General features: G+C 59.3%; 28 protein-coding genes and 3 pseudogenes. 1 reads left to right on the forward strand and 30 read right to left on the reverse strand.

The features are described from left to right. Positions 1-72: 72 nt before the first annotated feature. The 27 genes and pseudogenes from JFV26_RS08655 to JFV26_RS08775 form a co-directional block, all read right to left on the reverse strand. On the reverse strand, positions 73-1071 hold the full coding sequence (locus tag JFV26_RS08655; RefSeq protein WP_201191483.1) for an ADP-ribosylglycohydrolase family protein: 999 nt from the start codon (positions 1069-1071) through the stop codon (positions 73-75). After that, on the reverse strand, positions 1068-1781 hold the full coding sequence (locus tag JFV26_RS08660) for a GntR family transcriptional regulator (RefSeq protein WP_201191484.1): 714 nt from the start codon (positions 1779-1781) through the stop codon (positions 1068-1070). Before JFV26_RS08660 ends, JFV26_RS08655 begins: the two co-directional genes overlap by 4 nt. A 222-nt stretch (positions 1782-2003) precedes the next feature. Continuing rightward, entirely contained in the window at positions 2004-2972 is a 969-nt protein-coding gene (gene araH / locus JFV26_RS08665; protein WP_201191486.1) for an L-arabinose ABC transporter permease AraH, read from the reverse strand. 9 nt (positions 2973-2981) lie between these two features. Next, the gene (locus JFV26_RS34730; RefSeq protein ID WP_446739909.1) at positions 2982-3257 is read right to left on the reverse strand and encodes a hypothetical protein; all 276 of its coding nucleotides are present in this window, start codon (positions 3255-3257) and stop codon (positions 2982-2984) included. Positions 3258-3281: 24 nt separating this feature from the next. Further along, positions 3282-3955 (reverse strand): annotated as a pseudogene (locus JFV26_RS34735) (ATP-binding cassette domain-containing protein); the annotation flags it as partial. Continuing rightward, positions 3955-4521, reverse strand: coding sequence for an ATP-binding cassette domain-containing protein (locus JFV26_RS34740; RefSeq protein WP_446739905.1), 567 nt, complete (start codon positions 4519-4521; stop codon positions 3955-3957). The gene JFV26_RS34740 and the pseudogene JFV26_RS34735, both read right to left, overlap by 1 nt. A 64-nt stretch (positions 4522-4585) precedes the next feature. Next, the gene (locus JFV26_RS08675; RefSeq protein ID WP_201191487.1) at positions 4586-5590 is read right to left on the reverse strand and encodes a substrate-binding domain-containing protein; all 1005 of its coding nucleotides are present in this window, start codon (positions 5588-5590) and stop codon (positions 4586-4588) included. Between the two features lie 129 nt (positions 5591-5719). Beyond that, positions 5720-6538 carry an SDR family oxidoreductase gene (locus JFV26_RS08680; RefSeq protein ID WP_201191489.1) on the reverse strand — a complete coding sequence of 273 codons (819 nt, stop codon included), beginning with the start codon at positions 6536-6538 and terminating at the stop codon, positions 5720-5722. A 198-nt stretch (positions 6539-6736) separates the two neighbouring features. Further along, a complete protein-coding gene (locus JFV26_RS08685) occupies positions 6737-7612 on the reverse strand; it encodes an SMP-30/gluconolactonase/LRE family protein (RefSeq protein ID WP_201191490.1) in 876 nt (291 codons plus the stop codon). A gap of 136 nt (positions 7613-7748) precedes the next feature. Then, positions 7749-8465: a FadR/GntR family transcriptional regulator gene (locus JFV26_RS08690; protein ID WP_201191492.1), complete on the reverse strand. Its 717-nt coding sequence runs from the start codon at positions 8463-8465 to the stop codon at positions 7749-7751. A gap of 208 nt (positions 8466-8673) precedes the next feature. Next, positions 8674-9234 carry a DUF1285 domain-containing protein gene (locus tag JFV26_RS08695; RefSeq protein ID WP_201191493.1) on the reverse strand — a complete coding sequence of 187 codons (561 nt, stop codon included), beginning with the start codon at positions 9232-9234 and terminating at the stop codon, positions 8674-8676. A 16-nt stretch (positions 9235-9250) separates the two neighbouring features. Then, on the reverse strand, positions 9251-9856 hold the full coding sequence (locus JFV26_RS08700) for a DUF4823 domain-containing protein (RefSeq protein ID WP_201191495.1): 606 nt from the start codon (positions 9854-9856) through the stop codon (positions 9251-9253). Positions 9857-10069: 213 nt separating this feature from the next. Next, the gene (locus tag JFV26_RS08705) at positions 10070-11038 is read right to left on the reverse strand and encodes a GTP 3',8-cyclase MoaA (RefSeq protein WP_201191496.1); all 969 of its coding nucleotides are present in this window, start codon (positions 11036-11038) and stop codon (positions 10070-10072) included. Between the two features lie 138 nt (positions 11039-11176). Further along, entirely contained in the window at positions 11177-11815 is a 639-nt protein-coding gene (locus JFV26_RS08710; protein ID WP_201191498.1) for a TetR/AcrR family transcriptional regulator, read from the reverse strand. 395 nt (positions 11816-12210) lie between these two features. After that, the gene (locus tag JFV26_RS08715; protein ID WP_201191500.1) at positions 12211-13002 is read right to left on the reverse strand and encodes a TatD family hydrolase; all 792 of its coding nucleotides are present in this window, start codon (positions 13000-13002) and stop codon (positions 12211-12213) included. Between the two features lie 14 nt (positions 13003-13016). Next, the gene (locus JFV26_RS08720; RefSeq protein ID WP_201191502.1) at positions 13017-13373 is read right to left on the reverse strand and encodes a PilZ domain-containing protein; all 357 of its coding nucleotides are present in this window, start codon (positions 13371-13373) and stop codon (positions 13017-13019) included. Between the two features lie 42 nt (positions 13374-13415). Then, positions 13416-14402 (reverse strand): DNA polymerase III subunit delta', encoded by a 987-nt coding sequence (locus JFV26_RS08725; protein ID WP_201191504.1) that lies wholly within the window; start codon positions 14400-14402, stop codon positions 13416-13418. After that, a complete protein-coding gene (gene tmk, locus JFV26_RS08730) occupies positions 14395-15027 on the reverse strand; it encodes a dTMP kinase (RefSeq protein ID WP_201191506.1) in 633 nt (210 codons plus the stop codon). The genes JFV26_RS08725 and tmk overlap by 8 nt, the downstream gene beginning before the upstream one ends. Before the next feature lie 19 nt (positions 15028-15046). Continuing rightward, positions 15047-16143 (reverse strand): annotated as a pseudogene (mltG, locus tag JFV26_RS08735) (endolytic transglycosylase MltG). A 135-nt stretch (positions 16144-16278) separates the two neighbouring features. After that, positions 16279-17094 (reverse strand): aminodeoxychorismate lyase, encoded by an 816-nt coding sequence (pabC, locus tag JFV26_RS08740; RefSeq protein WP_201191508.1) that lies wholly within the window; start codon positions 17092-17094, stop codon positions 16279-16281. Then, positions 17094-18338: a beta-ketoacyl-ACP synthase II gene (gene fabF / locus JFV26_RS08745; RefSeq protein ID WP_201191510.1), complete on the reverse strand. Its 1245-nt coding sequence runs from the start codon at positions 18336-18338 to the stop codon at positions 17094-17096. The genes pabC and fabF overlap by 1 nt, the downstream gene beginning before the upstream one ends. Positions 18339-18447: 109 nt before the next feature. Further along, positions 18448-18684 carry an acyl carrier protein gene (gene acpP, locus JFV26_RS08750; RefSeq protein WP_003442511.1) on the reverse strand — a complete coding sequence of 79 codons (237 nt, stop codon included), beginning with the start codon at positions 18682-18684 and terminating at the stop codon, positions 18448-18450. Positions 18685-18875: 191 nt separating this feature from the next. Beyond that, positions 18876-19619: a 3-oxoacyl-ACP reductase FabG gene (fabG, locus tag JFV26_RS08755; protein WP_201191512.1), complete on the reverse strand. Its 744-nt coding sequence runs from the start codon at positions 19617-19619 to the stop codon at positions 18876-18878. A gap of 16 nt (positions 19620-19635) precedes the next feature. Then, a pseudogene (gene fabD, locus JFV26_RS08760) lies at positions 19636-20573 on the reverse strand (ACP S-malonyltransferase). A 124-nt stretch (positions 20574-20697) separates the two neighbouring features. After that, positions 20698-21708: a phosphate acyltransferase PlsX gene (plsX, locus tag JFV26_RS08765; RefSeq protein WP_201191515.1), complete on the reverse strand. Its 1011-nt coding sequence runs from the start codon at positions 21706-21708 to the stop codon at positions 20698-20700. A 4-nt stretch (positions 21709-21712) separates the two neighbouring features. Beyond that, positions 21713-21895 carry a 50S ribosomal protein L32 gene (gene rpmF / locus JFV26_RS08770; protein WP_008152339.1) on the reverse strand — a complete coding sequence of 61 codons (183 nt, stop codon included), beginning with the start codon at positions 21893-21895 and terminating at the stop codon, positions 21713-21715. Between the two features lie 13 nt (positions 21896-21908). Next, the gene (locus JFV26_RS08775) at positions 21909-22436 is read right to left on the reverse strand and encodes a YceD family protein (RefSeq protein ID WP_008152342.1); all 528 of its coding nucleotides are present in this window, start codon (positions 22434-22436) and stop codon (positions 21909-21911) included. A gap of 105 nt (positions 22437-22541) precedes the next feature. Between JFV26_RS08775 and JFV26_RS08780 the strand changes: the two genes are divergently transcribed. Further along, positions 22542-23120: a Maf family protein gene (locus JFV26_RS08780; protein ID WP_201191518.1), complete on the forward strand. Its 579-nt coding sequence runs from the start codon at positions 22542-22544 to the stop codon at positions 23118-23120. 207 nt (positions 23121-23327) lie between these two features. Here the strand turns inward: JFV26_RS08780 and sppA are convergent, their stop codons facing one another. The 3 genes from sppA to rluC are packed head-to-tail and all read right to left on the reverse strand — an operon-like array spanning position 23328 to position 25950. After that, positions 23328-24317 (reverse strand): signal peptide peptidase SppA, encoded by a 990-nt coding sequence (sppA, locus tag JFV26_RS08785; RefSeq protein WP_201191520.1) that lies wholly within the window; start codon positions 24315-24317, stop codon positions 23328-23330. Positions 24318-24341: 24 nt separating this feature from the next. Further along, positions 24342-25001, reverse strand: coding sequence for an HAD-IA family hydrolase (locus JFV26_RS08790; protein WP_201191522.1), 660 nt, complete (start codon positions 24999-25001; stop codon positions 24342-24344). Then, entirely contained in the window at positions 24988-25950 is a 963-nt protein-coding gene (gene rluC, locus JFV26_RS08795) for a 23S rRNA pseudouridine(955/2504/2580) synthase RluC (RefSeq protein ID WP_201191524.1), read from the reverse strand. Before rluC ends, JFV26_RS08790 begins: the two co-directional genes overlap by 14 nt. Between the last annotated feature and the right edge of the window lie 353 nt (positions 25951-26303).

The raw sequence follows: 26303 nt of genomic DNA on the forward strand, positions 1-26303 counted from the left end.
TTTACAGTCGCCTCAAGGCTGCCAAGATCAAAAGATCGCAGCCTTCGGCAACTCCTACAGGGTTTTCGATCCTCAGCGGAGGGTGAGGAGTCCTTTCACAAGGGGTTCCAGCTCCAGGCCATTCACGGTTTTGACCTGTTCGATCATCCGCGCCGGCCAACTCTCAAGCCCCAGACAGGCCCCGAGCATCGCGCCGAGAATCGCCGCGATAGTATCGGTGTCGCCGCCCAGGCTGGCGGCCATGCACACCGCGTCGAAGGCGTTCATTTCGCCAATGGCCACTTGCTGAGCCAGGGCAAACGAGACCACCACCGATTCCTGCGAAGCCACCGAGGTGCCGATCACGTCGTACAGCAAGTCCGCCAACAAGGCCTTGTCACTGTCGACGCTGAGGGTCCTTGCCCAACTGATCCGCGAGGCAATACGTCCGCCGGCAACCCAGTGACCATGGCTTTCAGCTTGCTGGGCGATCTGCATGCCCAGGTTCAAAGCCTCGCCCAGGTCCATGCCATTGATGCCGGCCGAGACCACCGCCGCCACCGCCGCCGCACTGGAAATTCCCAGCGTGGTGTTGTGGGTGACCTGGCAGGCTTGCACCACCGCCTTGATGAAGCGCTGCGGATCGGCGACATCCACCGCGATCCCGACGGGGGTGATGCGCATCGCCGCGCCGTTGGTAGTGCCGTAGCGCCCCGCCTCTTCCGGCGAATGACCGGCGAGAATCATCTCGATCGCGCGTTTGGTCGAAGGGCCGAGCAAATCCTGCGAGCCCTTGGCCTGCATCTCGGCTTCCCACTCAATCAATCGCTGGGCGAGCACGGCTGGTTCGATCCGTCCTTCGCCGTCAATCAGCAATTGACCGACCAGAATCGCCTGTTCGGTGTCGTCGGTGATCGAGCCTTTGGGCATGTTGGCGGCGATCGGTTGATCGGGGCCGGCATCTTCCAGGTCGGTAATTTTGCCGAAGCGCGCCTTGATCTCGGCGCGGCTCAAGGATTGGGTCGGCATGCCCAGGGCGTCGCCCAACGCCAAGCCATAGAACGCGCCCAAGGCACGATTGAGCGCGGTCACTTTGACTCTCCAAATTGCAGATGCAAACGAAAATGCACCGGGTCGAGCAAACTTTCGACCTGCTCCATGAACCGCCCCTGACGGTCGTAGGTGGTGCGCAGAGCCTTGAGGAATACCGTGCCGTGCGGGCGACCGAGCAAGTCGGCGTCTCCGGCACTCAAGGGTTCGGCGCCGATCCATTGATCACCGCGTTCGCCGATGTAGCCGTAGGCGGCCAGGGTGATGGTCAACGAGTTATCAATCAGGCCAACCCGCGGCAGGCTTTCCAGGCCCCCGGTGGCGGGCATCAGTGAACGTTCGAGGGACACCAGCGTGCCGTCGTTGGAACGGCGGCGACGATCAAGGGTGATGAACTTCTCGGTGCCGAACCGCGACAACAAGTCGGGACGGCTGACCGCCTCGAGCCGCAGCACTTCGGTGTTGATCAACGCCCCGCTGTCCGCCAGGGCCTGAGCCCAGCCGCTGCGCTGATCGAGCACCACACCGTCGAAGGTGACGATGGAGCCGACTCCGCTTTGCGTGGCGATGTAGTTGCGCCTCTTCAGTTCGGCCAGGGCTTCACGCAGCGTGCCGCGGCTGACCTTGAATTCTTGAGCCAACTGATGCTCGCCCGGCAACAGAAAGCCGTCCTCCATGAGGCCGCTTTCAATGCGCCGGATGAGTTCGTCGACCACCCGTTGTTTCTTGTCAAATCGAACCTGTCTAATCATGTACAAAGTGATAACCGAAACAGGGTCGGACGGGCAAGGGATTTGTTAAGGGAGGTGACGGAAGGCAGGAACGATCACAGATCAAATGTGGGAGCGGGCTTGCTCGCGAAAGCGGTCTGTCTGACACATCAATATTGAATGTGCCGACGCTTTCGCGAGCAAGCCCACTCCCACACTGGACCTCCTGCACCCACACATTTTGTGTGAGGCAGGTGAATTTATTTAGCGTTGTTTCAGTCGGTCAATCACCACCGCCAGCAACAGGATCGAACCGCGAATCACATACTGATAAAACGTATCGATGTTCTTCAGGTTCATCGCATTCTCGATGATCGCCAGAATCAGCACCCCGGCAATCACGTGCCGGATCATGCCAATCCCGCCACTCAACGACACCCCGCCCAGCACACAAGCGGAGATCACTGTCAGCTCAAAACCCTGGCCAATCATTGGCTGGCCCGAGGTCATGCGCGAGGCCAGAATCACCCCGGCCAACGCCCCGATCAAGCCGTGCACGGCGAAGATAATGATCTTGGTCCGATCAACGTTCACGCCGGCCAGCAGCGCCGCTTCCTGGTTGCCACCGATGGCCATGGTGTTGCGCCCGTAGGTGGTGTAGTTCAGCAACCAGCCGAAAAACAGGAAGCAGACGATGGTGATCAGGATCGGCACCGGCACGCCGAACAACTGGCCGTTGCCGAAGACGAAGAACTGCTCTTGCGACACGCCCACCGCTTTACCGTTGGCAAAAATGTACGCCAGGCCACGGACGATCTGCATGGTCGCCAACGTCGTGATCAACGCATTGACCCGCAATTTGGCGATCACAATCCCGTTGATCAACCCGACAATCAGGCCCATGAACAGCGCCGCGACCACACCGAGGAACACGCTGTCGGTGTCGCGCATCACCACCGCCGCGACCACGCCGGCACAGGCAATCACCGAGCCCACCGACAAGTCGAAATGCCCGGACGCCAGGCAATACAACATGGTGCACGCGGCAATCCCGGTGGTGGAAATCGCCAGCCCCAGGCCTCGCATGTTCAGCGGCGAAAGGAAATTGTCGATCAGTAAGGTGCAGGCCAGGAAGATCCCGATGGCCGCCAGCAGCATCACCCAGTCATCAAGAAAACGCCGCAGGTCCAGGGGTTTTCGTGGGGTTGGCAGTGCGTTGTTTTGGATGGTCATAGTCACCTCTCAGTTCGCCACGCCGTCAGCGCGTTGGCGCGGCAAAGCCAGTTGCAGCAAGTTGGATTCATTCGCTTCGGCGCGGGACAGTTCGCCGCGCAGCGCGCCTTCGCACAGCACCAGGATGCGGTCGGAAATGCCCATGACTTCCATCAGGTCGCTGGACACCACGATCACCGCGATGCCGCTTTGCGCAAGGTTGTGGATGATCTGGTAGATCTCGGCCTTGGCGCCGATGTCGATGCCGCGAGTCGGCTCGTCGAGCAGCAGGACTTTCATCGGCATCGACAGCCAGCGGCCAAGAATGGCCTTCTGCTGATTACCGCCGGACAGGTACATGATTTTTGCGACGCGCTGGGCGTCTTCACTTTCAGCGCTGCGATCTGCTTGTCGGCGTTGCTCTTTTCCCACAGGCCGCGCAACAGGCAACCGAAGGTGGAATGGGCGCCACGGGCGCTGATGTTGATGTTCTCGGCGACGCTGGAAAGCGGCATGATGCCCTCCTTCTTGCGGTCCTCGGGGCACAGCAAAACCCCGGCGGCAATCGCATCGCGCGGTGAGCGCAGTTTCAGTTCATGACCGCGCAATTCCAGGCGTCCAGCGGTGTTGCGCGTCAGCCCGCTGAGCATCCGGAACAACTCGGTGCGCCCTGCCCCTACCAGGCCAAACAGCCCGAGGATCTCACCTTTGTGCACCTCGAAACTGACCGGTTCACGCAAGCCCGGACCGAGTAAACCGTCGACCTTCATGGCCACCGCACCTCGCTGGCGTGGGCGGTAGTCGTAGATGTCCTGGATGTCGCGACCGACCATGCAGGTCACCAACTGGTCGTGGGTCAACTCGCTCATGTTCTCGAACGTGCGCACGAAACGGCCGTCCTTGAACACGGTCACCGCGTTGCAGATGCGGAACACTTCTTCCATGCGATGGGAAACGTAGAGCACCACTTTGCCTTCGTCCCGCAGGCGACCAATGATCGCCATCAAGCGATCGATTTCCCGGCCGAGAGGCTGCTTGTGGGTTCGTCAAACGCAATCACATGGGCGCCACGGGACAACGCCTTGGCGATTTCCACCAGTTGCCGCTGGCCGAGGGACAGGCGCCCGACTTTCTCTTGCGGATCGATTTCATCGGCCAGGCCCTTGAGGCAGGCCAACGCTTGATGGCGCAAGGCGCCGCGATTGATCAGACCGAAACTCGCCGGCAAATGCCCGAGGAACAGGTTTTCCGCCACGGTCATTTCCGGGACCAGGTGCAGCTCCTGGTGGATCACCGCCACGCGGCTGGCGATGCTGTCGGCGGTGGACTTGAAGGCCATCGTCTGCTCGCCGATCTGCAGGTCGCCGCTGCTCGGGGTGTAGGCGCCGCCGAGGATTTTCAGCAGCGTCGATTTGCCGGCGCCGTTCTCGCCCATCAAGGCATGAACCTGCCCCGGATGGGCGACGAAGCTGATGCCGTCCAGCGCCTTCACGCCGGGAAAGGTCTTGCCGATCCCGTTAAAGCGCAAGCTGGCGCCGCGGTGTTCTGGTGTTTGTGTTTGCGCTTGCATAACCACCTCATCACACAGATCAGGCAGCCCCGTCGCCAGGGCCACCGATGAAATCAACCGGCCTTCAGTTCCACAGGCCGATCTTTTCCAGTTCCTGCTTGAAGTTCTCGCGCGTGATCAGCGTCACGTCATCCATGGCGGTGTATTTAGGCGGCTCTTTGCCGGTGGTCACCCAGTCAAACATCATGCTCGCGGTGTTATAGCCCTCGATGTGCGGGCTCGGCAGCATCGAGCCGAAGAAGCCGCTGTTGGGTTTCTTCAGTTCGCCGATGGCGTCGGTGCCGTTGATGCCGATACCGATCACGTTGGCCGCCGCAAACCCGGCGCTTTCGGTGGCGCGCACGCCGCCCAGCACGGTGTTGTCGTTCATGCCGCCGATGATCAGGTTTTTCGCGCCGCCGGGCAGTTTCACCAGCGCCGAGTTAGTGGCGTCCATGCTGCCCGGTACGTCGAGGGTTTTCTGCGCGGTGTAGAGGATATGGTCTTTCGGGAAGCCCGCATCTTCCAGCGCCTTGGCCGAACCGTCGGTGCGTTTCTTGCCGGTGTCGAGTTCGTTAAAGGTGTTAATCACCGCGTAGGTTTCTTTCCAGTCCCAACCGCGCTTTTTAGCTTCGGTGGCCATGGCATTGCCCTGTTTCTGGCCGACTTCGAACGCCGCCATGCCGAGGTAAGGCACGTCTTCCATGAACTTGCCGCTGGCATCGACAAACCGGTCATCGACCGCCATCACTTTCAAACCGTTGAGTTTGGCCTTGGCCACGATGGCCGGACCGAGGCCGACGTCCGGCGGGCAAATCACGAAGCCCTTGGCGCCGTTGGCCGCCAGGCTGTCGATGGCCGAGAGGGTTTTCTCGCCGTCCGGTACGGCGATCTTGATCACGGTGAAGCCCTTCTCTTTCCCGGCCTTCTCGGCGAAGGCCCATTCGGTCTGGAACCAGGGCTCTTCCGCCTGTTTGACCAGAAAACCGATCTTCACTTGCTCGGCCGCCAGCAGCGAACTGCTCAGGCTGACCGCCGTGACCGCCAGAGCGGCACAGCACAGGGAACGGATCCCACGACGACGATTCATAAGCTGACTCCTTGTTATTTTTTTTGAGCGTTATTTGAAAGCCGATGCAGCGGTCAAACCGTGAAGCCAATAGTCATATTGTATGATGATTGGATTTCAGACCGAGTTCCGCGCCTGAAATCCATTTGCTCAGTCGTGGTACATCACCGAGCGACCACCATCGATGGTGATGCAGGAAGCATTGATGAACGGCGCTTCATCGCTGGCCAGGAACACGGCAGTCATCGCCACTTCCATCGGCTGACCGATGCGGCGTGGTGGATGCAGATCAAAGGCCCGCTGACGCTCAGCCTGTGGGTCGGCAAAACCGTTCCAGTAATCGACGTTCAATTGGGTTTCGATGTAGCCCGGTGCAATGGCGTTGACGCGAATACCCTTCGGGGCGTACTCGATGCCGAGGGCACGGGTCAGGCCAAGCAAGCCGTGCTTGGCCACCGGGTACGGGAAGCACCCGGGAATGATGTGAGTCGAATGGGTCGAGGCGATGTTGATGATGCTGCCGATGCCCTGCTCGATCATCTGCGCCAGCACGGCCTTGCAGCCGTACCAGGCGCCGTCCAGGTCGATGGCGAAGCAACGGCGCCAGTCTTCTTCGGTCATTTCCAGCGGATCGCGGAACACGTTGACCCCGGCGCAGTTGACCAGCACGTCGATCCGTCCGTGACGTTCGACTGCCAGTTTGGCCATGGCGTGCAGGTCTTGCTGGTTGGACACGTCAGCCTTGATTGCCTGGACGTCGAAACCTTTGCCCCGCCAGTGGGCCGCAACTTTTTCGACTTTCTCGCCCTGGATATCGCTGATGATCAGCTTGGCTTGCTGGGAGGCGAAGGTCGCGACGATTGCTTCACCGATGCCTTGAGCCGCGCCTGTCAGCAACACGACTTTATTTTTCAGTCGTTCGCCCTTCGGCGGCTCGGGCACCGGTGGCAAGGAAAGAGCTTCAGCCATGGATCAAGGCTCCTTTTTCCAGGCACAACAAAAACCGGGCACCTGTCGATGTCCGGCCGAAAAGCTTTTGAGAAAATCGCTGCATCACTTCACCTGTTTTGTTTTTTTAAGTGTGAGTGCGTGTAACTGATGGAGCCGACTATAAACCCGACCACCAAATAATCTCAATATATAATTTTACATCTCATATATTGGGATTTAACCAGCAAATCTCGTACAGAATTTTCCGGGTACATCCAACCGAATCGACAGAACTGCGCCGTCCAATGGATGGTTGAGCGGGCTGGCAGCACTGGTGATGTAGAGGGTTTTCAGGTCTTCACCGCCGAACACACAACTGGTGGGGCGGCTGATGGGCAGTTCGATGATTTGATCGATACGGCCTTGGGGGCTTAATCGCAGCAGACAGCTGCCGTCCCATCGGGCGTTCCAGAGATAGCCCTGCGCATCCATTGCCGAACCATCCGGGCCGCCGCGCTCGTGGGGACCGAACCAGACTTGTGCAGTTTCGAGGTTGCCGTCGGTGCGGATGACGTGTTCGTAGAGCGTACTGTCGAGGCTGTCGGCGAAATACACGCGGGTCAGGTCATCGCTCCACAACAGCGTGTTGGGAATGCCCAGCCCCCTGAGCAGCGGCGTGACCCGCGCATCGCGATCGATGCGAAACAAGCCACCGGAACGGCGCTCGATGGGCAAGTCCTCGCCCTGCTCACCAATGTTGTTTTGCATGGTGCCGAGCCAGAGCCGGCCGAGCACATCGCAGCGGGCTTCGTTGGGACGATTACCGGGTTGTGGGTCGGCGATGCAGAGCAAGGTCAGGCGCGGTTCCAGGCCTGGCGAATCCAGGTCCAGTCGATATACGCCGCTGCTCAGGGTCACCAGCGCATCGCCGCTTTCGCAAGGGATGAAGGCCGACACGTGTTCGGGCATTTGCCAGATCTGCACGTTGTTGCCGATCAATCGCAGCGCTTGTCTGCCGGCGATGTCTACCCAGTAGAGCGCTTGGGTCGGTACATCCCAGAATGGGCCTTCACCCAGTCCTGCCCGGTGTTCGGTAACGGCAGTCCACGTCATGAAACCTCCTGCATTGTTCTTGTTTTAATGTGGGAGGGCGCTTGCTCCCGAAGGCTGTGGATCTGTGACATCAATGTTGAATGTGTCGACGCTTTCGCGGGCAAGCCTTGCTCCTACAAGAAGGGGATTTGTGTTGTCAGCTGGCTTTTTTGTCGGCCATGACTTGCGGGTAGAAACGCTTGATCGCCAGGTCGGCGTTGTCGATCAGGGTCATGCAGGCCCACACGCCCCGCGCGGCATCCCGGGCCGCGATGGCGTCGGCCATGTCTTTGTGGATTGGCAATGTGCGGCGCAGTTCGTCCGGGTCGGCGGCGGAGACCTCGAACGACACCGCCAGCAGCGCACCGAGGGCCGGGACCATTTGTTCGATGAATTGATTGTGGCTGGCGGCGAGGATGCACTCGTGGAAGAACTGGTCGGCGCGGTTGTAGTCAATGCCGCTGTCCACCGCTCGTTCCAGCGCGTTGCAGGCCTGAAGGATCGCCTGCACCTGTTCGACAGTGGCCCGTTCACAGGCCCAGCGCACGGCCATGGGTTCGATGGTGCGGCGCAGGTCGAGCAAGTCGTCGACAAAGTTTTCCGGCAAGCCGCTGCGGGACAACCAGCCGACGACTTGCGGATCAAACAGGTTCCAGCGGCGCACCGGCAGCACTCGCGTACCGACCTTTGGCCCGACTTCGAGCAGGCCTTTGGCGACCAGGGTTTTGATGGCTTCGCGGATGACCGTGCGACTGACCCCGAGCTGCTCGCCCAGGTCGGCTTCAACCTTGATGGTTTCGCCGGGCTTAACCTGGCCGGCAGCAATCCAGCAGCCTAGCCAATCGACCGTCGACGCATGAAAACTGCTGGACATGGGAACCTCAATGGAGGGACGGCAAAAAGCCGTTCGCAATGGAGGTCCACGCTAATCATCATATGATTGGGTGTCAATTTGATTTTTGAGGTGCACACAAAACAAAAGTGGGAGCGGGCTCGCTCGCGAAAGCGGTGTGTCAGAAAACATCTCTGCTGACTGACACTCCGTCTTCGCGAGCAAGCCCGCTCCCACATTTTTGGTTCGTTTATGGCTCTAGACCGATGGGGAAGAAAACACCGCCACTCCACACACCCAACCATCGCTGCCCGTCGATTTCACGGCTCACCGCCAGTTCCACCAATTGGTAGAACACATTGCGATGGATCAACGCTTCAAGGTTGGTCCGCACGTGCACGTACGGCGCAGGCTCCTGGGTCACTGGATCAATCATCACGCGGATGGGATGTTCAGCGCCCGCCTCGGCCGTCTCATCGACATTGGTGGTGAAGCGCAAGACCTGGGCTTCGCCCTCGCCTTCGACGTCCACGGCAATCGCCACAAACGGCGCGTCATCGACCTTGATGCCGACTTTCTCGACCGGGGTGATCAGGAAGTAATCATCGCCGTCGCGGCGAATGATGGTGGAGAACAGCTTGACCATCGGCTTACGCCCGATCGGCGTGCCCAGGTAATACCAGGTGCCGTCGCGGGCGATGCGCATGTCGATGGCGCCGCAGAAGTCGGGGTTCCACAGGTGGACCGGGGGCAAGCCTTTGGTCTTGGGGATTTGCCCCAACAGGTCGACGGCTTTTTGCGGGCCACTCATGGCGATCTCCTATGAGTTACTGGTCGCTAAGCCCCAGCAAGCCACGAGCGTATTGCTCCAGCGGCGGGCCCAGCAGGTCTTCTGGCTTGGTGTCATGGAACGTCAGTAAACCGCCACGACTCTTGATCCGTGCAGTATCAATCAAATACTGGGTACTGGTCTCGATCAACATGATCTGAATCACCCCGCTGTCGATACCGAGACGGTCCACGGCTTCCTGGTCGAGCCATTCGTCCGAGTTGCCGATGCGGTCGTCAGCCTTGGCAAACCGAGTGTAGAGCAGGTAATGCGCGCCAGCAGCACGAGCTTCAGCCATGGCGGCGTCGAGGCCTTCCGGCGCACGGGCGCGGCGGACCATCGGGAAATATTCGATAAAGCCTTCGAAAGCTGTTTCAGCCACCACGTTAGGCCGTGGGTAGGCGCTGCCCGGCGGCGCGAAAGCCCCCTGGGCGATGTAGATGAACGAGTCCGGCTGAATGCGGAAGTTGTTCACGCGCTGGCTGTTGCTGTGATCCAACAGCCCCGCGTCGCTCATGTGGTAGCGAACACCTTCGCCCATATCGCTGACATTCATGCAGCCACCAAGCGCCAAAACGGCCAGCAGCAAAACCAGGCTACGCATCCTACCCTCCAGAGGCCGGTGACGGAAAACCGGCGAATGGGCGTTGAATGCAGCTTCCGCGCCAGCTCCATAGGCTGTGGTGATTCGGAGGTTTTTAAATGATAGGGAGATCGCTTTCGCGGGCAAGCCTCGCTCCTACGGGTTTATGTCGTTCACAAGTTAGTGGCCGACATCAATCCTGTAGGAGCGAGGCTTGCCCGCGAAGAGGGACTATCAGCCGCCGATGATTTTCATGATGGTCGCGCCACCGGAGAACGCCACTTCCTGCTTGTCCCCCAGGGCTTTCACCAGCAGTCGCTGCAAGGCCGGCAGCGCTTGATGGCGCGGCTTGTCCAGCAGGTCGCCGACATAGTGGCGATTACTCGACGACAGGCAGCCATGGAGCCAACCGGTGGACGACAGCCGCAGGCGTGAACAGGTCCGGCAGAACGGCACGCTTTCGTTGGCGATCACGCCGAAGTGGCCCACCCCCGGAATCGCGTAGCGTACCGCCGTGGCATCCACCGGCGCGTCGGCTTGCAGGTATTCGTAGCGCTCACCGATCAGACTCAGCAACTGCTGAAGGCTGACGAACTGTTGCAGGAAGGCGTTGTTGTCGCTGGCCAGGTGACCCATGCGCATCAGCTCGATAAACCGCAGCTCATAGCCACGCTCCAGGCAGTAATCGAGCAGCGGCATCACCTGATCGAGGTTCTGCCCGCGCAACGGCACCATGTTGACCTTGATCTTGATGCCGGCAGCTGCCGCCTGGTCCATGCCATCGAGCACCGTCGCCAGATCGCCACCACGGGCAATGGTGCGAAACGCACTGGCGTCCAGGGTATCGAGGGAAACGTTGATGCGCCGGATGCCGGCATCCACCAGCAGCGGCAGTTTTTTCGCCAGCAGCTGACCATTGGTGGTGAGGCTGATGTCCTCAAGGCCCATCTGGCCGACGGCAGTCATGAAGGCTTCGAGTTTGGGGCTGACCAGCGGCTCGCCGCCGGTGATGCGCAAACGCTCGATGCCGGCGGCCTCGATCAGATACGCCACGCCACGCGCCATGGCCTCGGCCGACAGTTCATCCTGCGCCGCCACCAAGCGCTTGCCGTTAGGCACGCAATAGGTACACGCGTAATTGCAGGCGGAGGTCAGGCTGATCCGCAAATTGCGAAAACGCCTGCCTTGACGGTCAACGATCATGGTCACTCCGGCGAAAGGATATTCGGACCGCTAAAACCTGACTCACAAATCAAGTTTTAGCAAGTCCCAAGCCTGAGTATATTCCTGCGGTACTGCGCCATGTAGCGAAATAATGGCGCAATAAGGCAACTGAATGGTTCAGCTGCTTGGCGTGTCGGTATCGCGCTTGCGCTTGTTGCCCATGCGCACGCCGATGTCCATCAGGAACTGGAAGAAACCTTCCTGATCTTCCAGCACATTGCTCCAGAACGGCGAGTGATACAGCGCCACGGCGCCGTGCACCAGCGCCCAGGACGCGCAGTAATGGAAGTACGGCGGCACGTCTTCGAGCTTGCCTTCACTGATCCGGCCCTTGATCAGCAGGGTCAGGCGTTCGAAGTTCGAGGCACGGATCTTGTGCAGCTCCACGACCATCTCCGGTACCTGGTTGCCCTTGACCACCTTTTCTTCCAGGCGATCGAACAAGCGATAGCGTTGCGGATCGCGCATGCGGAATTCGAAGTAGGCCCGGGACAGGGCTTCCTTGTCCTTGTCGACATCGGCCGAATGCAACAGCTCGTTCAAATCGCGCTCGTAATCGAGCATCAGGCGCAGGTAGATCTCCGCCTTGGATTTGAAGTGCTTGTAGATCGTGCCTTTGCCGATACCGACGGCATCAGCAATCATCTCGACGGTGACACTGTCTTCACCTAGTTCGAGGAACAGCTTGAGCGCGGTATCGAGAATTTCTTGCTCGCGGCGACGAAACTCACGGACCTTACGAGGTTCTTTATGCATAAGAAAAGGTCTGTTGGGGTCAAAATTCGAAGCCGCGTATTATGCCTAACTTGCGCAAAAATGCACGGATCATCCGAGCATATCTGTGTTTCCTGATGATTTCATGCAGGGTCGTCGATTGATGAGAACTCTTCCGAAGCGCCCGTATTCCAAATTTGTTTAAAAACCGGGGCGGCGAAACTGGCGTCGGCGCAATACTGATCAATACTTGAACTGTCGGCGAGGCATCTCCCCCAAGTGTCGCGCCGATATAGGTACCAACGGACCGCGTACCTTTGTTTTACTCCTAATGGTCTTAACCCGGATTCACCCCCCAGAACCCGGGTTTTTTTTGCCTGCGATTCAGGGGTCATCGACCCCGTAGGAGCTGCCGAAGGCTGCGATCTTTATCGGCGTTACACCGAAGCCCTGACGTGCGCCAACGGAAACAACCGCTTGAAGTTCTCAGTCGTCTGCTCGGCAAACCGCTCATAAGACTCCCCCCGCAACATCGCCAGAAACTCTGCCACTTCCCGCACATATTGCGGCAGGTTCGGTTTACCGCGATAAGGGATCGGCGCCAGGTACGGCGAATCGGTTTCCACCAGCAAACGGTCGGCCGGCACTTTGCTCGCCACATCTCGCAGGGCATCGGCGTTGCGGAAGGTCACAATCCCGGACAGAGAAATGTAATAGCCCATGTCCAGCGCTGCCTTGGCCATGTCCCAGTCTTCGGTAAAGCAATGCAGCACGCCAGCCTGGGGCAATGCAGCCTCGCGCAACAGGTTCAAGGTGTCGGCGCGAGCTCCACGGGTGTGGATGATCACCGGTTTGCCGGTCTGCCTGGCGGCTTGCAGGTGCAGGCTGAACGATTGCTGCTGGAGCTCGGCCGCTTGCGGCTCGTAGTGATAATCCAGGCCGGTTTCACCGATCGCCACCACGCGCGGATGATTCAGCTCTTGCAGCAGCCAATCGAGCGCGGGCGCGGCACCGGGCTGAACATCCAGCGGATGCACGCCCACCGAACAATCAACGTCGTCGTAACGCTCGGCCAGGGCTTTGACATCGGCGGCATTTTCGACACTGACGCCAATACACAGAAAGTGCCCGACCCCGCGCTGACGCGCCGCATCGAGTGCGGCATCCAGAGAGCCGTCGTGAGCGGCGAGGTCGAGGCGATCAAGGTGACAATGGGAATCTACGAGCATAAAAGGGCTGCAACTTACATCGTATGAGTAGGACGGTCGGATTTCAGGGCTCCGGCCAGATGAGTTTCGATTCGACTGCGGGCGGTGTTGTCACCGTCATTGAACTGCACGCCAACTCCGGCGGCCCGGTTACCCTGTGCACCTTTGGGAGTGATCCAGGTCACTTTGCCGGCGACCGGAATCTTTTCCGCCTCGTCCATCAGGTTCAGCAACATGAACACTTCATCGCCCAGCCTGTAGCTTTTGTTGGTCGGGATGAACAGGCCACCGTTCTTGATGAACGGCATGTAGGCGGCGTACAGCACAGACTTGTCCTTGATGGTCAGGGACAGGATGCCGTTACGGGGTCCGGTGTTGAGCGGTTCATTCATGCTGACCTCCACTGCTGATGGTCAGAGTCTAGGCGCACACGGTCACTTCTGGATAGGCAAAGACGCCCATTGCACCAACAGCGCTTCAAGCAACAACGCCGGATTGAGGTTGGCTTTGCTCATCACTTTCTGACGCTGGGCGAGAATCCAGTCCTGAATAGCCAGCACTTTGCCCTGCGCGGTTTTCTGCGCCAGGTATTGAATGACCTTGCGCATGTCCGTCAGGCCCAGGCCTTCCTCATCCTGGGTCAACTGATAACGCAGGATCAGGCTCGACCAATCACAGAACCAGTCGAACAACAGCAATTGCGGGATGCTTTTCCATTCTTCGGCGAGCTGCGTCGGCGACTGCTGTTGCTTGAGCAACTTCTTCACGCCTTCGACCACCAGCGCCCGCTGTTCGCGTACGCCTTGTGTCTGCAACTTGACCGCGGCCAATGGCGAACCGGCGGCCAGGGTCAGCAGTTCGACGCGTTCTTCCTGCGAGCAATCCGGCAGAGCCGTCGCCAACCAGGCCAGGCTCATCGCCTCGCTCGGCAGCGGACAGGCCTGCTGCTGGCAGCGGCTCTTGATCGTCGGCAACAGACGACTGGTCTGGTGGCTGACCAGCAGCAACACCGTATCGCCGGACGGCTCTTCAAGGCTTTTGAGCAAGGCGTTGGCGGCGTTGACGTTCATTGACTCTACCGGCTCGATCAGCACCACTTTACGCCCGCCCATCTGCGCAGTCTGGACAACGAAACCGACCAGATCACGAACCTGATCGACCTTGATCGCCTTGTCCGCCTCTTCCGGCTCGAGAATGTAGTTGTCGGGGTGACTGCCGGCCTTGAGCAACAGGCAGGATTTGCACTCGCCGCAAGCATCCTGCGCGGTTGGACGCTGGCAAAGCAGATGCGCCATCAGTCGCTCGGCCAAGGCACGCTTGCCGATCCCTGCCGGGCCATGCAGCAAATACGCGTGAGCATGCTGTTTACGCCCCGCCAACTGCTGCCAGAGGGCGTCCTGCCATGGATAGGCCTCAGCCACGGGCCAACTCCAGCAAGCGCGGCAGCAACGCATCCAGCGACTGCTGAACCTGCGCCAGCGTCTGGGCAGCATCCACCAGCACATAACGCGCAGGATCTGCTTCAGCACGCGCGAGGAAAGCACTGCGCACGGCATCAAAAAAGGCTCGACCTTCGAGTTCGAAGCGATCCAGTCGACCGCGTGCACTGGCACGGGCCAGGCCGATTTCTACCGGCAGATCGAAAATCAGCGTCAAGTCCGGGCGCAAGTCGCCCTGGACGAAGGTTTCCAGCGTCGCGATGCGCTCCAGCGACAAACCGCGACCGCCCCCCTGATAAGCGTAAGTCGAGTCGGTAAAACGGTCACACAAGACCACCGCGCCACGAGCCAACGCCGGGCGAATCACCTCGGCCAGATGCTGGGCTCTCGCGGCGAACACCAGCAACAGCTCGGTGTCGGGGTTCATGACTTCGCCCACCGGCGCCAGCAGCACTTCGCGGATGCGCTCGGCCAACGGCGTACCGCCCGGCTCGCGGGTCAACAACACTTCGATACCGGCGGCGCGCAGGCGCTCGGCCAGGTATTCGCGATTGGTGCTCTTGCCGGCGCCTTCGGGGCCTTCGAGGGTAATAAACAAGCCAGTCACAGGCAGTCCTTAATCAGAGTCATTGCGGGCTTTGCGGCGCGGGTGCATCCGGTGCGGGTGCAGGCTCTTGCGCCGGCGTTGGCGGTGATGCTTCAGGCGCGGTCGTCGGTGCAGGAGCGGGCTTCTGCGTCGGCACCTGCGGCACTGCTTCGGTCGCGGTATCGGGGGATGCGGCGGGGATCGGCGTTTCGGCATCCGGCGTCACCGGAGCATTAGCCGGTGCCGGGCTGGAGCGGTAATCGGCACGACGCTTGAGCTGGAACTCGCGCACTGCCGTGTTGTGGGCGTCCAGGTCATCGGAGAACACATGGCTGCCGTCACCGCGAGCCACGAAATACAGGCTGTTGCCGGCCACCGGGTTCAACGCCGCATGAATCGCTTCACGACCGACCATGGCAATCGGAGTCGGCGGCAGGCCGGAGATCATATAGGTGTTGTACGGTGTCGCTTCCTTGAGATGGGCGCGAGTCAACTTGCCCTGGTAACGATCACCCAGACCATAGATCACCGTCGGATCGGTCTGTAGCAACATGCCGATCGCCATCCGCCGCACAAACACGCCGGCGATTTGCCCACGTTCTTGTGGCACGCCGGTTTCCTTCTCCACCAGCGAGGCCATGATCAGCGCCTGATAGGGTTCGGTGTACGGCGCATCGGCAGCGCGCCTCTCCCATTCCTTGGCGAGCACTTCGTCGAGGCGGTCATAGGCTTTTTCAGCAGTTCGGCGTCGGACATGCCACGCACAAAACTGTAAGTGTCCGGAAAGAAGCGGCCCTCAGGGAAAATCCCGCTATGGCCCAGCTTGTCCATCACTTGCGTATCCGTCAGACCCGTCAGGGTTTGTTTGAGCTTGTCGTCCTTGGCCAGCGCCGCACGGACCTGCCGGAAATTCCAGCCCTCGACCAGCGTCACGCTGTACTGCACCACTTCACCGCGCTTCCACAGATCGATCAGACCATCGACGGTCATGCCGGGGAGCATGCGGTATTCGCCGCTATGGATCGGCGTGCCGGCGAGATTGAAACGCCAATAGACGCGCAACCAGAACGCGTCCTTGATGACGCCATCGGTTTCGAGTCGAATGAAAGTGCCGGTCGGCGTAGAACCTTTGGGCACCTCCAGCAGTTCTTCCTGGGTGATGTTCAGCGGCTGTTCCAGTGCCGAATTGATTTTCCAGGCCGAAGCGCCCAACAGCAGCCCCGCCAGAACCAGTCCGGTTTCCAGCAGCAGCAAGAATTTACGTCTCACGTATCAAGCATCCAGTAGCGCGCGGGCAATGGTTTGGAGTTTACGGGTGAGCGGGCCAACCGACCAGCCCAGTGCTGCATAGGCGCGAACCGGCCAGATGCCATACACGCTGTTGCAGATGAAGACTTCATCGGCCCATTGCAGTTGATCGAGGCTGATGTCGGTAATTTGCGTGGGGATCCCCAATGACGCAGCCCGACACAATAATTCAGCGCGCATCACGCCGGCCACGCCGCAGCGTTTGAGATCGGCAGTGATCAGTACGCCATCGCGGACCAGGAACAGATTGCTGAAGACACATTCGATCACGCGACCGGCCTGATCAAGCATCAAGCCTTCGGCGTGCTCGGCGTCTTGCCACTCGGAACGGGCGATAACCTGTTCAAGTCGATTCAGGTGCTTGAGGCCGGCGAGCAAAGGTTGTTTGGACAATCGTGTCGCACAAGGGAACAAACGAACGCCCTGCTCCCCATGAATAACAGGATAAACGGCGGGAGGGTTGCCTTGCAGAATGCGCCGGGCCTGAGCCGAAGGATCAGGGGCGTAACCGCGCAAACCGTCGCCGCGGGTGAGGATGAGCTTGAGCACACCTTCACCCAGCACGGCGGCATAGGCTTGCAACTCGCTGCGGATCAACAGGTGATCGGCAGTGATCGCCAGGCGCGAACAGCCGTCAGCCAGACGCGACAGATGCCGATCCAGCAACAACGGTTGCCCACCGCGCACTGCGATGGTCTCGAACAGGCCATCACCGTAAGCCAGGCCGCGATCCTTCAGCGACAGAACGTCAGCCGGCTGACCGTCGACCCAGCTGTCCATCAGTCCGCGAACCGGCGGAACACCAGCGAGCCGTTGGTACCGCCAAACCCGAAGGAGTTGGACAGCACCACATCGATGTCCATGTTGCGCGCGGTGTGTGGCACAAAATCGAGGTCGCAGCCTTCGTCCGGCTCATCAAGGTTGATGGTCGGCGGCGCCACCTGGCTGTTGATCGCCAGCACACTGAAGATCGCCTCGACGGCGCCCGCTGCACCCAGCAGGTGACCGGTCATGGACTTGGTCGAACTGACCGCCAGTTTGTAAGCGTGATCGCCAAACACCGACTTGATCGCACGGGCTTCAGCGAGGTCGCCGGCCGAAGTCGAGGTGCCGTGGGCATTGATGTACTGGACCTGGTCGCCATTGATCCTGGCGTCGCGCAGTGCATTGGTGATGCAACGTGCAGCACCGGCGCCATCGGCGGGAGGCGAAGTCATGTGGTAGGCATCGCCACTGGTGCCAAAGCCGATCAGCTCGGCGTAGATCGTCGCGCCGCGAGCCTTGGCGTGCTCCAGTTCTTCGAGGACCAGTGCACCGGCACCGTCAGACAACACGAAGCCATCACGGCCCTTGTCCCATGGACGGCTGGCGCGGGCGGGTTCGTCGTTGCGGGTCGACAGCGCGCGGGAGGCACCGAAGCCGCCCATGCCCAGACCGCAGGCCGCCATCTCGGCGCCGCCGGCAATCATCACATCGGCTTCGTCGTACATGATGTTGCGTGCCGCCATGCCGATGCAGTGCGTACCGGTGGTACACGCAGTGGCGATGGCGTAGTTAGGTCCCTGTGCCCCCAAGTGGATGGACAGGAAACCGGAAATCATATTGATGATCGAGCCAGGCACGAAGAACGGTGAAATTCGACGAGGGCCGGAATCATGCAGCGTGCGGCTGGTTTCTTCGATATTGGTCAAACCGCCAATACCCGAACCCATGGCCACGCCGATGCGCTCGCGGTTGGCGTCAGTGACTTCCAGGCCGCAATTGCGCATAGCCTGAAACCCTGCGGCCAGACCGTATTGAATGAACAGGTCGAGCTTGCGAGCTTCCTTGACCGACAGATATTCCTCGACATTGAAGCCCTTTACCGAGCCGCCAAAGCGGGTGGAATAGGCAGAAAGGTCGGTGTGTTCGATCAGACCAATGCCACTGCGGCCAGCCAGAATGCCCTGCCAACTGCTCGGCACATCCGTGCCCAGTGGCGACAACATACCCATACCGGTGACTACGACGCGTCTACGCGACACAGCACTCTCCTTTTTTCAAATGACGACTTTGCATCAGGCCTAAAGAAAAAACCGCACGCCGTGATGGCAGTGCGGTTTTTCCATGACAGCAAGCAACGATTACAAGCTATTAAGCCTGGTGGTTAGTAACGTAATCGATTGCAGCTTGTACAGTAGTGATCTTCTCAGCTTCTTCGTCAGGGATTTCGGTCTCGAATTCCTCTTCCAGAGCCATCACCAGCTCAACGGTGTCAAGGGAGTCGGCACCCAGGTCTTCAACGAAGGAAGCAGTGTTGACCACTTCTTCTTCTTTAACGCCCAGTTGCTCAGCAACGATTTTCTTGACGCGCTCTTCGATGGTGCTCATACCTTGTTTTCACTCCTAATGGACAAATTCAGGCAGCTGGCCAGTGGGTAAGTGTATAGAAAGACTTTTCAGTTTTTCAACTGAAAGCTTCACTCCTCAAACCCAGGGACCCTCTGCCTATAAATAGATTGCAGCTTTATAACGGATTTTAGACAGCTCGTATGACATTTTTTTGAAGCAATCCGTCACATTTAACTCATGTACATCCCGCCGTTCACCGGGATTGTAGCCCCAGTAACGTAAGCCGCACCGTCGGACGCAAGAAAAGCGACCACAGACGCGATCTCTTGAGCTTGCCCCAGACGGCCCAGCGGAATCTGCGTCTGCAAGGCTTCACGCTGCGCCTCGGGCAGTTCGCGGGTCATATCGGTGTCGATGAACCCAGGGGCCACCGAGTTTACCGTAATCGAACGCGAACCGACTTCACGCGCCAATGCACGGCTGAAACCTTCCAGACCGGCCTTGGCGGCTGCGTAGTTTACTTGGCCTGCGTTGCCCATGGCACCCACAACAGAGCCAATACTGATAATTCGTCCCCAACGAGCTTTGGTCATGCCGCGCAGAACGCCCTTGGACAGGCGGAACAGACTGTTCAGGTTGGTATCGACGACGTCATGCCATTCGTCGTCTTTCATGCGCATCATCAGATTATCGCGGGTGATACCGGCATTGTTGACCAGGATCGCCGGCGCACCGAACTGTGCACTGATGCTCGCCAGTACCGCAGCAACGGACTCGTCGCTGGTGACGTTGAGTTCCAGGCCAGTGCCCTGGATACCATTTTCTTTCAGGGTAGCGGCAATGCGCTCGGCCCCCGAGGCGGAGGTCGCGGTGCCGATGACGATGGCGCCCTGACGACCCAGTTCCAGGGCGATAGCCTGGCCGATACCACGGCTCGCGCCGGTGACCAGTGCAACTTTACCTTGCAGACTCATGCAAGCTTCTCCTGATTCAGACCAACGCTGCGCGGGCGGCAGCGAAAGCGTCTGGGGTGTTGAGGTTGGATGTCGACACGCCTTCGGCGCAGCGTTTGTTCAGCCCGGCAAGCACCTTGCCCGGGCCGCACTCGACCAATTGGGTCGCGCCCTTGGCAGCCAGTGCCTGGACTGATTCAACCCAGCGCACAGGCTTGTAGAGCTGCTCAAGCAAATCGCGCTTGAGGGTTTCCAGATCGGCCGGCACGCTGGCGCTGACATTCTGTACCACCGGGATCTGCGGCGCCTGCCAGTCAATGGCAGCGATGGACTCGGCAAACCGTTCGGCCGCCGGACGCATCAGTTCGCAGTGAGACGGCACGCTGACCGGTAACGGCATGGCGCGCTTGGCACCACGGGCCTTGCAGCCTTCGATAGCGCGCTCGACCGCTGCCTTGGCACCGGCGATAACGACCTGACCCGGGAGTTGAAGTTGACCGCACTGACCACTGCGCCTTGCGCCGCTTCGGCACAGGCTGCCAGCACGTCGGCATCTTCCAGACCGAGGATAGCGGCCATGCCGCCCTGCCCGGCCGGAACGGCTTCCTGCATCAACTGGCCACGACGCTCAACCAGCTTAACGGCGTCGCCCAGGCTCAAGCTGCCTGCAGCTACCAGGGCGCTGTATTCGCCCAGGCTGTGACCGGCGACATAAGCTGGGCGCGCGCCGCCTTCTGCCAGCCACAGACGCCACAAGGCGATCGAGGCCGTCAGAATGGCTGGCTGGGTTTTATCGGTTTGATTGAGCTGCTCTTCCGGCCCTTGCTGGGTCAGTGCCCACAGGTCGTAACCCAGAGCATCGGAAGCTTCTTTGAATGTTTCGAGGACAATCGGATGTTGCGCGCCCAACTCGGCCAGCATGCCGAGGGACTGCGAACCCTGTCCTGGAAAGACGAATGCGAGGGAAGCAGACATGTAACAAGCCCCTAATGATCTTGTCGTCGGAGAATTGACGTCCCGCTTGGGGACGCAAGAAACTGACAGTTGGATGGCCAATTGAACTGAGCGGTCACATTTAAGCATTGTCCGACGAAAACGCCTAAGGCAACAAATCCTCCAGACGACCGTGAAGCCGCTCCGGGAGGTTTTCCTGAATCTCGATCAGCGCGCGCTGTATCGCACTCTGAAAGCCCTGCACCCCGGCCGAACCATGGCTTTTCACCACGATGCCCTGCAAGCCGAGAAAGCTTGCGCCATTGTGCCGCGCCGGGGCCAGATCGGCCTGCAAGCGCCTCATCAAAGGCAGCGCCAGTGCACCGACTATTTTCGACGCCAGGTTTTTCCTGAACAAGGCTTCAATGCGCCCGGCAATCATGGTCGCCAGGCCCTCGCTGGACTTGAGCAGGATATTGCCGACAAAGCCGTCACACACCACCACGTCCGCCTCGCCCCGGTACAAACCGTCACCTTCGACAAAACCGATGTAATTGATACCACGGGCACTTTGCAACAATGTTGCAGCAAGCTTGACCTGCTGATTACCCTTGATGTCTTCGGTGCCGATGTTCAGCAACGCCACACGCGGGCGAACGACACCCAGGGTTTCTGCCGCCACCGAGCCCATGATTGCGAACTGCAACAAGTGCTCGGCGCTGCAATCGACGTTCGCGCCCAAATCCAGCAACTGGCAATAACCCTTCTGGGTCGGAATGGCCGCGACCATCGCCGGACGATCGATGCCCGGCAAGGTCTTGAGCACAAACCGCGACAACGCCATCAGCGCGCCGGTATTGCCGGCGCTGACACAGGCCTGGACCTTGCCATCACGCAGTAACTCAAGCGCCACGCGCATTGACGAATCAGGCTTGCCGCGCAACGCCTGGGCAGGTTTTTCGTCCATGGTGATGACTTCGGACGCCGGCGTAATCGACAGGCGCGCGCGATCCACAGCCGAATGACTGGAGAGCAGTTCTTCTAAAAGGTTGGCTTGACCGACGAGGGTCAGGTGCAGCGAGGGCGTAGCAGACAGGCAAGCAAGACTGGCCTGAACAATGCTGCGGGGACCGAAGTCCCCGCCCATTGCGTCAATCGCGATGACTTGAGCAGACAAGTGATTACTCGTCAGCGCCCTTGTCGATCACTTTACGGCCACGGTATACGCCTTCTGGCGATACGTGGTGACGCAGGTGAATTTCACCGGTGGTTTTTTCTACAGACAGAGTGCTTGCCGTCAGGGCGTCGTGCGAACGACGCATGTCACGGGCAGAGCGGGATTTTTTGTTCTGCTGAACAGCCATAATTGATTAACTCCTAAACGTTTGGGTCACGCTTTAACTGCGCCAATACACTGAACGGGTTGGACCGCGTTACCTCGTCCTCGCTCGGTTCGGGCTCATCGAGACCCGCCGGCTGCTGGCATTCTTCCGGATGATGAGCAGGCACAATGGGCAAGGCGAGCAGAAGCTCCTCCTCGATCAGTGACTGCAGATCCAATGGATCTTCGCCCAGTTCCAGCACGTCATAACCTTTCGGCAACGACTGGGTATTCGCACCCTCCTTCACCACAGCATAACTGCATTCGCTATGGATCGGCAGGGTGACCAGCTCAAGACAACGCTGGCAAACCATTTTGACCTCGGTGTCGATAAAGCTGTGGATGACCACAGATTTACGTTCATCTCGTTCAAAAACGAATTTAGCCTGCACCGTACCGACAGTGTCGGAAAGCGGGTCGCAGAGTCTCTCCAAATCGGCCAGCAGCATTTCACCTTGAAGGGTGGTGCCACGATCAGCCAATTTGCGCGGGTCAACGTGAGGTGGAATCGGGTCATTCAACATAGGCGCAGCATTATAGGGATGCACCCAGCCATGTCAAAGGAAATTCAGCCCTGTCCGTCACTTGGAAGCCTCGATAGAATTCGCCCCTGCCTTTTGGAGATGCGCATGCTGCCTTTATTACTCGCTTCAAGCTCGGTTTATCGCCGGGAATTGCTGGCCCGCCTGCAGCTTGAATTTACCTGCAGCTCGCCAGACATCGACGAAAGCCATCGTCACGACGAAGCCGCAATCGACCTGGTAAAACGCCTGGCCGAAGAGAAAGCACGCGCACTGGCCAGCAGCCATTCGGCTCATCTGATCATCGGTTCAGACCAGGTGGCGGTACTCGGCGGACGGATTATCGGCAAACCCCACACCTTCGAAAAGGCCCGTGAGCAGTTACTGGCTTCCAGCGGCGCCAGCGTGACCTTCCTGACCGGCCTGGCCCTGCTCAATAGCCAGACCGGCCACTGCCAGGTCGATTGCGTGCCCTTCACCGTCCACATGCGCGCACTCGATCAGGCGCGCATCGAGCGCTATCTGCGCGCAGAACAGCCCTACGACTGCGCTGGCAGCTTCAAGGCCGAAGGTTTGGGAGTGAGTCTGTTTCAGAGCACTGAAGGCCCTGACGCCACCAGCCTGATCGGCCTGCCATTGATTCGCTTGATCGACATGCTATTAGCTGAAGGCGTACAGATCCCCTGAGCACCACACCCTTGTAGCAGCTGGCGAAGCCTGCGTTCGACTGCGAAGCAGTCGTAAAAACCTGAGTACGAGGCCTTCCTGAAACAACGCATTGCCTGATTTTACGACTGCTTCGCAGCCGAACGCAGGCTTCGCCAGCTGCTACAGGGATTGCGCTCGCATAAAAAAACCGGCCATCAAGGCCGGTTTCTTTATGCCGCATGAGTATTAGCGCAGCGACGGGCCGTTAAACCCCATCCACATCGCCAATTGCTCAGCCACGCTGGCACCAAGCTTCTTCGAGAAGCGATCAAACGTCGACTCCTGAATAGTGAAGTCCACCAGTTCTTTCTCGCCGATCACGTCACGAGCGACCGAACTGGTATTGCCCAGACCATCGATCAAGCCCAGCGGCAGCGCCTGCTCGCCAGACCAGACCAGCCCGGAGAACAACTCCGGATGCTCTTTATCCTTGAGACGATCGCCACGCCCCTTCTTCACACTGCTGATGAACTGCTGGTGCGTGGTATCGAGCACGCCCTGCCAGAACTGAGTTTCCTCGGGCTTCTGCGGCTGGAACGGGTCGAGGAACGATTTGTGCTCGCCAGAGGTGTAGGTGCGACGCTCGACACCAAGCTTCTCCATGGTCCCGACAAAACCGTAGCCGGCCGCCGTCACACCAATGGAACCCACCAGGCTCGCCTTGTCCGCATAGATCTCGTCCGCCGCGCTGGCGATGTAATAAGCGCCGGAAGCGCCGAGATCGGAAATCACCGCATACACCTTGGTATCCGGGTGCAAGCCACGCAGACGCTTGATCTCGTCGTACACGTAACCCGACTGCACCGGACTGCCGCCCGGGCTGTTGATGCGCAGGATCACACCCTTGACCTTGGTGTCTTCAAAGGCCGCACGCAGACTGCCAACAATGTTGTCGGCGCTGGCAGACTCCTTGTCGGCGATCACGCCATTCACGTCGATCAACGCTGTGTAGCTGGAGCCGCGGGTAGCACTTTTTTCCATGTCTACCAGCGGCGAGAACAGCAGCAACACCCCAAACAGGTACACAAAGGTCAGCAGCTTGAAGAAAATCCCCCAGCGACGGGAGCGGCGCTGTTCCTGCACACTGGCCAGCAAGGTCTTTTCCAGCAGCTTCCAGCTTTTATCGTCACCGCCATCCGCGCTTGCCTTGGCAGGCGCTTTCCATTCGTCGGTCATGCCATCTACCCCAGCAAAAACGTATTAAGCCTGGTTAAGCCAGGCGTGCAATTCTGAAAAACGATCAATGGCCAGCTTCGGCTCGAACAGCCTCAATGCTTCGATGGACTGGGCGCCGTAACTCACCGCAACCGAATCCATGCCGGCGTTACGCGCCATCTGCAGGTCAAAAGACGAATCCCCGACCATCAGCGCCTGTGCCGCAGGCACATCGCAATGAGCGAGAATCTCTTCAAGCATCAGAGGGTGAGGCTTGCTGGCAGTTTCATCCGCCGCACGGGTGATATCGAAATAGGTCTCCCAGCCGTGCGCCTTGAGCACCCGATCCAGCCCGCGACGAGCCTTGCCGGTGGCCACCGCCAAACGGTAGCCCTCAGCCCGAAACGCTGCCATCGACTCGAGCACACCCTCAAACAGCGGCGAAGGCACAGCCTCTGCGGCGATGTAGTGATCGGCATAGTGCTGACGGAACACTATCAGCTCGTCATCGCCGATTTGCGGATACAACGTGCGAATGGCCTCGGGCAACCCAAGGCCGATAATACCTTTGACGGCAAAGTCATCGCACAACGGAAAACCGGAACGCTCGGACGCGACATGCATCGCCTCGACAATCCGACCAATGGAATCGGCCAGCGTGCCATCCCAATCGAAAATCAGCAGTTTGTAATCAGAGGGGTGCACTCAGGCGCTCCACAGTCTTGGCCCACATCTCATCCACAGGCGCCTGCAGCTTCAGCTCGCCGCCATCAGGCAGCGGCACGGTCAGCATGTAGGCATGGAGGAACAGGCGCTTACCGCCCAGGTCACGAATTTCCTTGCTGAAATCGTCATCACCGTACTTGGTGTCGCCAGCAATGCAGTGTCCGGCGTGCAAGGTATGGACGCGAATCTGGTGAGTGCGACCGGTGATCGGCTTGGCTTCGATCAGGGTGGCAAAGTCACCAAAACGACGCAGGACCTTGAACACGGTCACAGACTCCTTGCCCTCCTCCTCGTCGACCTCGACCATGCGCTCGCCGGAGCGCAGATTGCTCTTGCCCAGCGGCGCACGGACTTGCTTGATCGAGGCCGCCCAGTTACCGCGGACCAGCGCCATGTAGCGCTTATCGATACCATCGCCGCGCAATGCCGTGTGCAAGTGACGCAACATGCTGCGTTTTTTGGCGATCATCAGCAGGCCGGAGGTGTCACGATCGAGACGGTGAACCAGCTCGAGCTCCTTGCAATCCGGACGCAACTGACGAAAGGCTTCGATCACCCCGTAAGTCAAGCCGCTGCCGCCGTGGACAGCGATGCCGCAAGGCTTGTTGATCACGATCAGCGCCTTGTCCTCGAAGACAATCGAAGCCTCGAGGCGCTGGAGCAGGCCTTGTGCCAGTGGCACCGGCTCGTCGCGTTCAGGCACGCGAACCGGCGGCACGCGCACGATATCACCCGCCTGCAGCTTGTATTCGGGCTTGATCCGACCTTTGTTCACTCGCACTTCGCCTTTACGCAAAATGCGGTAAATCAAGGTCTTGGGCACGCCTTTGAGCCGGGCGAGAAGGAAGTTATCAATGCGTTGGCCGGCATATTCCGGCGAGACCTCCAGCAGTTGTACGGCTGGGGTCGAAGGGGCAGTAGTCGTCATGGCGCGGATGATAACAATTTTTTATGGAATTGAAGCACTTAATCATTGCTGCTATAGTCGCGAACGCCGCCAAAAGCGGCCTGGACAGCGGACTAACGGTCAAAAACCGGCCCTGACCAACGCAATTCACCAGGACGCGAGGCCGTCCTACGGGGCTTTCGCTACGTAACGGTGGAGTTTGCAGGTGTAACGAGCGCAGGTGACATGAGGCCTGAATCAAGCAGCAAAGCAGAGTTTTCACTCGCCTTGCGAGCCAATATTCATGGCCAGTTCACAAAGTGCAGTCAGCTGCGAATGACCCCGAGCGAACGCTTCGGAAACAACGCCTAAATTAGCCATGATGCGTGACCTCC

The organism is Pseudomonas sp. TH31 (assembly GCF_016650815.1).
Taxonomy (GTDB): Bacteria; Pseudomonadota; Gammaproteobacteria; order Pseudomonadales; family Pseudomonadaceae; genus Aquipseudomonas.

Coding starts and splice junctions, on each gene's coding strand:
- rpmF (WP_008152339.1), bottom strand. CDS start 21,895: ATGGCTGTTCAGCAGAACAAAAAATCCCGCTCTGCCCGTGACATGCGT.
- JFV26_RS08780 (WP_201191518.1), top strand. CDS start 22,542: ATGCTGCCTTTATTACTCGCTTCAAGCTCGGTTTATCGCCGGGAATTG.
- JFV26_RS34730 (WP_446739909.1), bottom strand. CDS start 3,257: ATGCCGATGAAAGTCCTGCTGCTCGACGAGCCGACTCGCGGCATCGAC.
- rluC (WP_201191524.1), bottom strand. CDS start 25,950: ATGACGACTACTGCCCCTTCGACCCCAGCCGTACAACTGCTGGAGGTC.
- acpP (WP_003442511.1), bottom strand. CDS start 18,684: ATGAGCACCATCGAAGAGCGCGTCAAGAAAATCGTTGCTGAGCAACTG.
- JFV26_RS08675 (WP_201191487.1), bottom strand. CDS start 5,590: ATGAATCGTCGTCGTGGGATCCGTTCCCTGTGCTGTGCCGCTCTGGCG.
- JFV26_RS08700 (WP_201191495.1), bottom strand. CDS start 9,856: ATGCGTAGCCTGGTTTTGCTGCTGGCCGTTTTGGCGCTTGGTGGCTGC.
- JFV26_RS08720 (WP_201191502.1), bottom strand. CDS start 13,373: ATGAATGAACCGCTCAACACCGGACCCCGTAACGGCATCCTGTCCCTG.
- JFV26_RS08680 (WP_201191489.1), bottom strand. CDS start 6,538: ATGGCTGAAGCTCTTTCCTTGCCACCGGTGCCCGAGCCGCCGAAGGGC.
- JFV26_RS08715 (WP_201191500.1), bottom strand. CDS start 13,002: ATGCTCGTAGATTCCCATTGTCACCTTGATCGCCTCGACCTCGCCGCT.
- JFV26_RS08690 (WP_201191492.1), bottom strand. CDS start 8,465: ATGTCCAGCAGTTTTCATGCGTCGACGGTCGATTGGCTAGGCTGCTGG.
- araH (WP_201191486.1), bottom strand. CDS start 2,972: ATGACCATCCAAAACAACGCACTGCCAACCCCACGAAAACCCCTGGAC.
- fabG (WP_201191512.1), bottom strand. CDS start 19,619: ATGAGTCTGCAAGGTAAAGTTGCACTGGTCACCGGCGCGAGCCGTGGT.
- JFV26_RS08695 (WP_201191493.1), bottom strand. CDS start 9,234: ATGAGTGGCCCGCAAAAAGCCGTCGACCTGTTGGGGCAAATCCCCAAG.
- JFV26_RS08775 (WP_008152342.1), bottom strand. CDS start 22,436: ATGTTGAATGACCCGATTCCACCTCACGTTGACCCGCGCAAATTGGCT.
- JFV26_RS08705 (WP_201191496.1), bottom strand. CDS start 11,038: ATGATCGTTGACCGTCAAGGCAGGCGTTTTCGCAATTTGCGGATCAGC.
- pabC (WP_201191508.1), bottom strand. CDS start 17,094: ATGGACAGCTGGGTCGACGGTCAGCCGGCTGACGTTCTGTCGCTGAAG.
- sppA (WP_201191520.1), bottom strand. CDS start 24,317: ATGACCGACGAATGGAAAGCGCCTGCCAAGGCAAGCGCGGATGGCGGT.
- JFV26_RS08685 (WP_201191490.1), bottom strand. CDS start 7,612: ATGACGTGGACTGCCGTTACCGAACACCGGGCAGGACTGGGTGAAGGC.
- JFV26_RS08710 (WP_201191498.1), bottom strand. CDS start 11,815: ATGCATAAAGAACCTCGTAAGGTCCGTGAGTTTCGTCGCCGCGAGCAA.
- JFV26_RS34740 (WP_446739905.1), bottom strand. CDS start 4,521: ATGCAAGCGCAAACACAAACACCAGAACACCGCGGCGCCAGCTTGCGC.
- JFV26_RS08660 (WP_201191484.1), bottom strand. CDS start 1,781: ATGATTAGACAGGTTCGATTTGACAAGAAACAACGGGTGGTCGACGAA.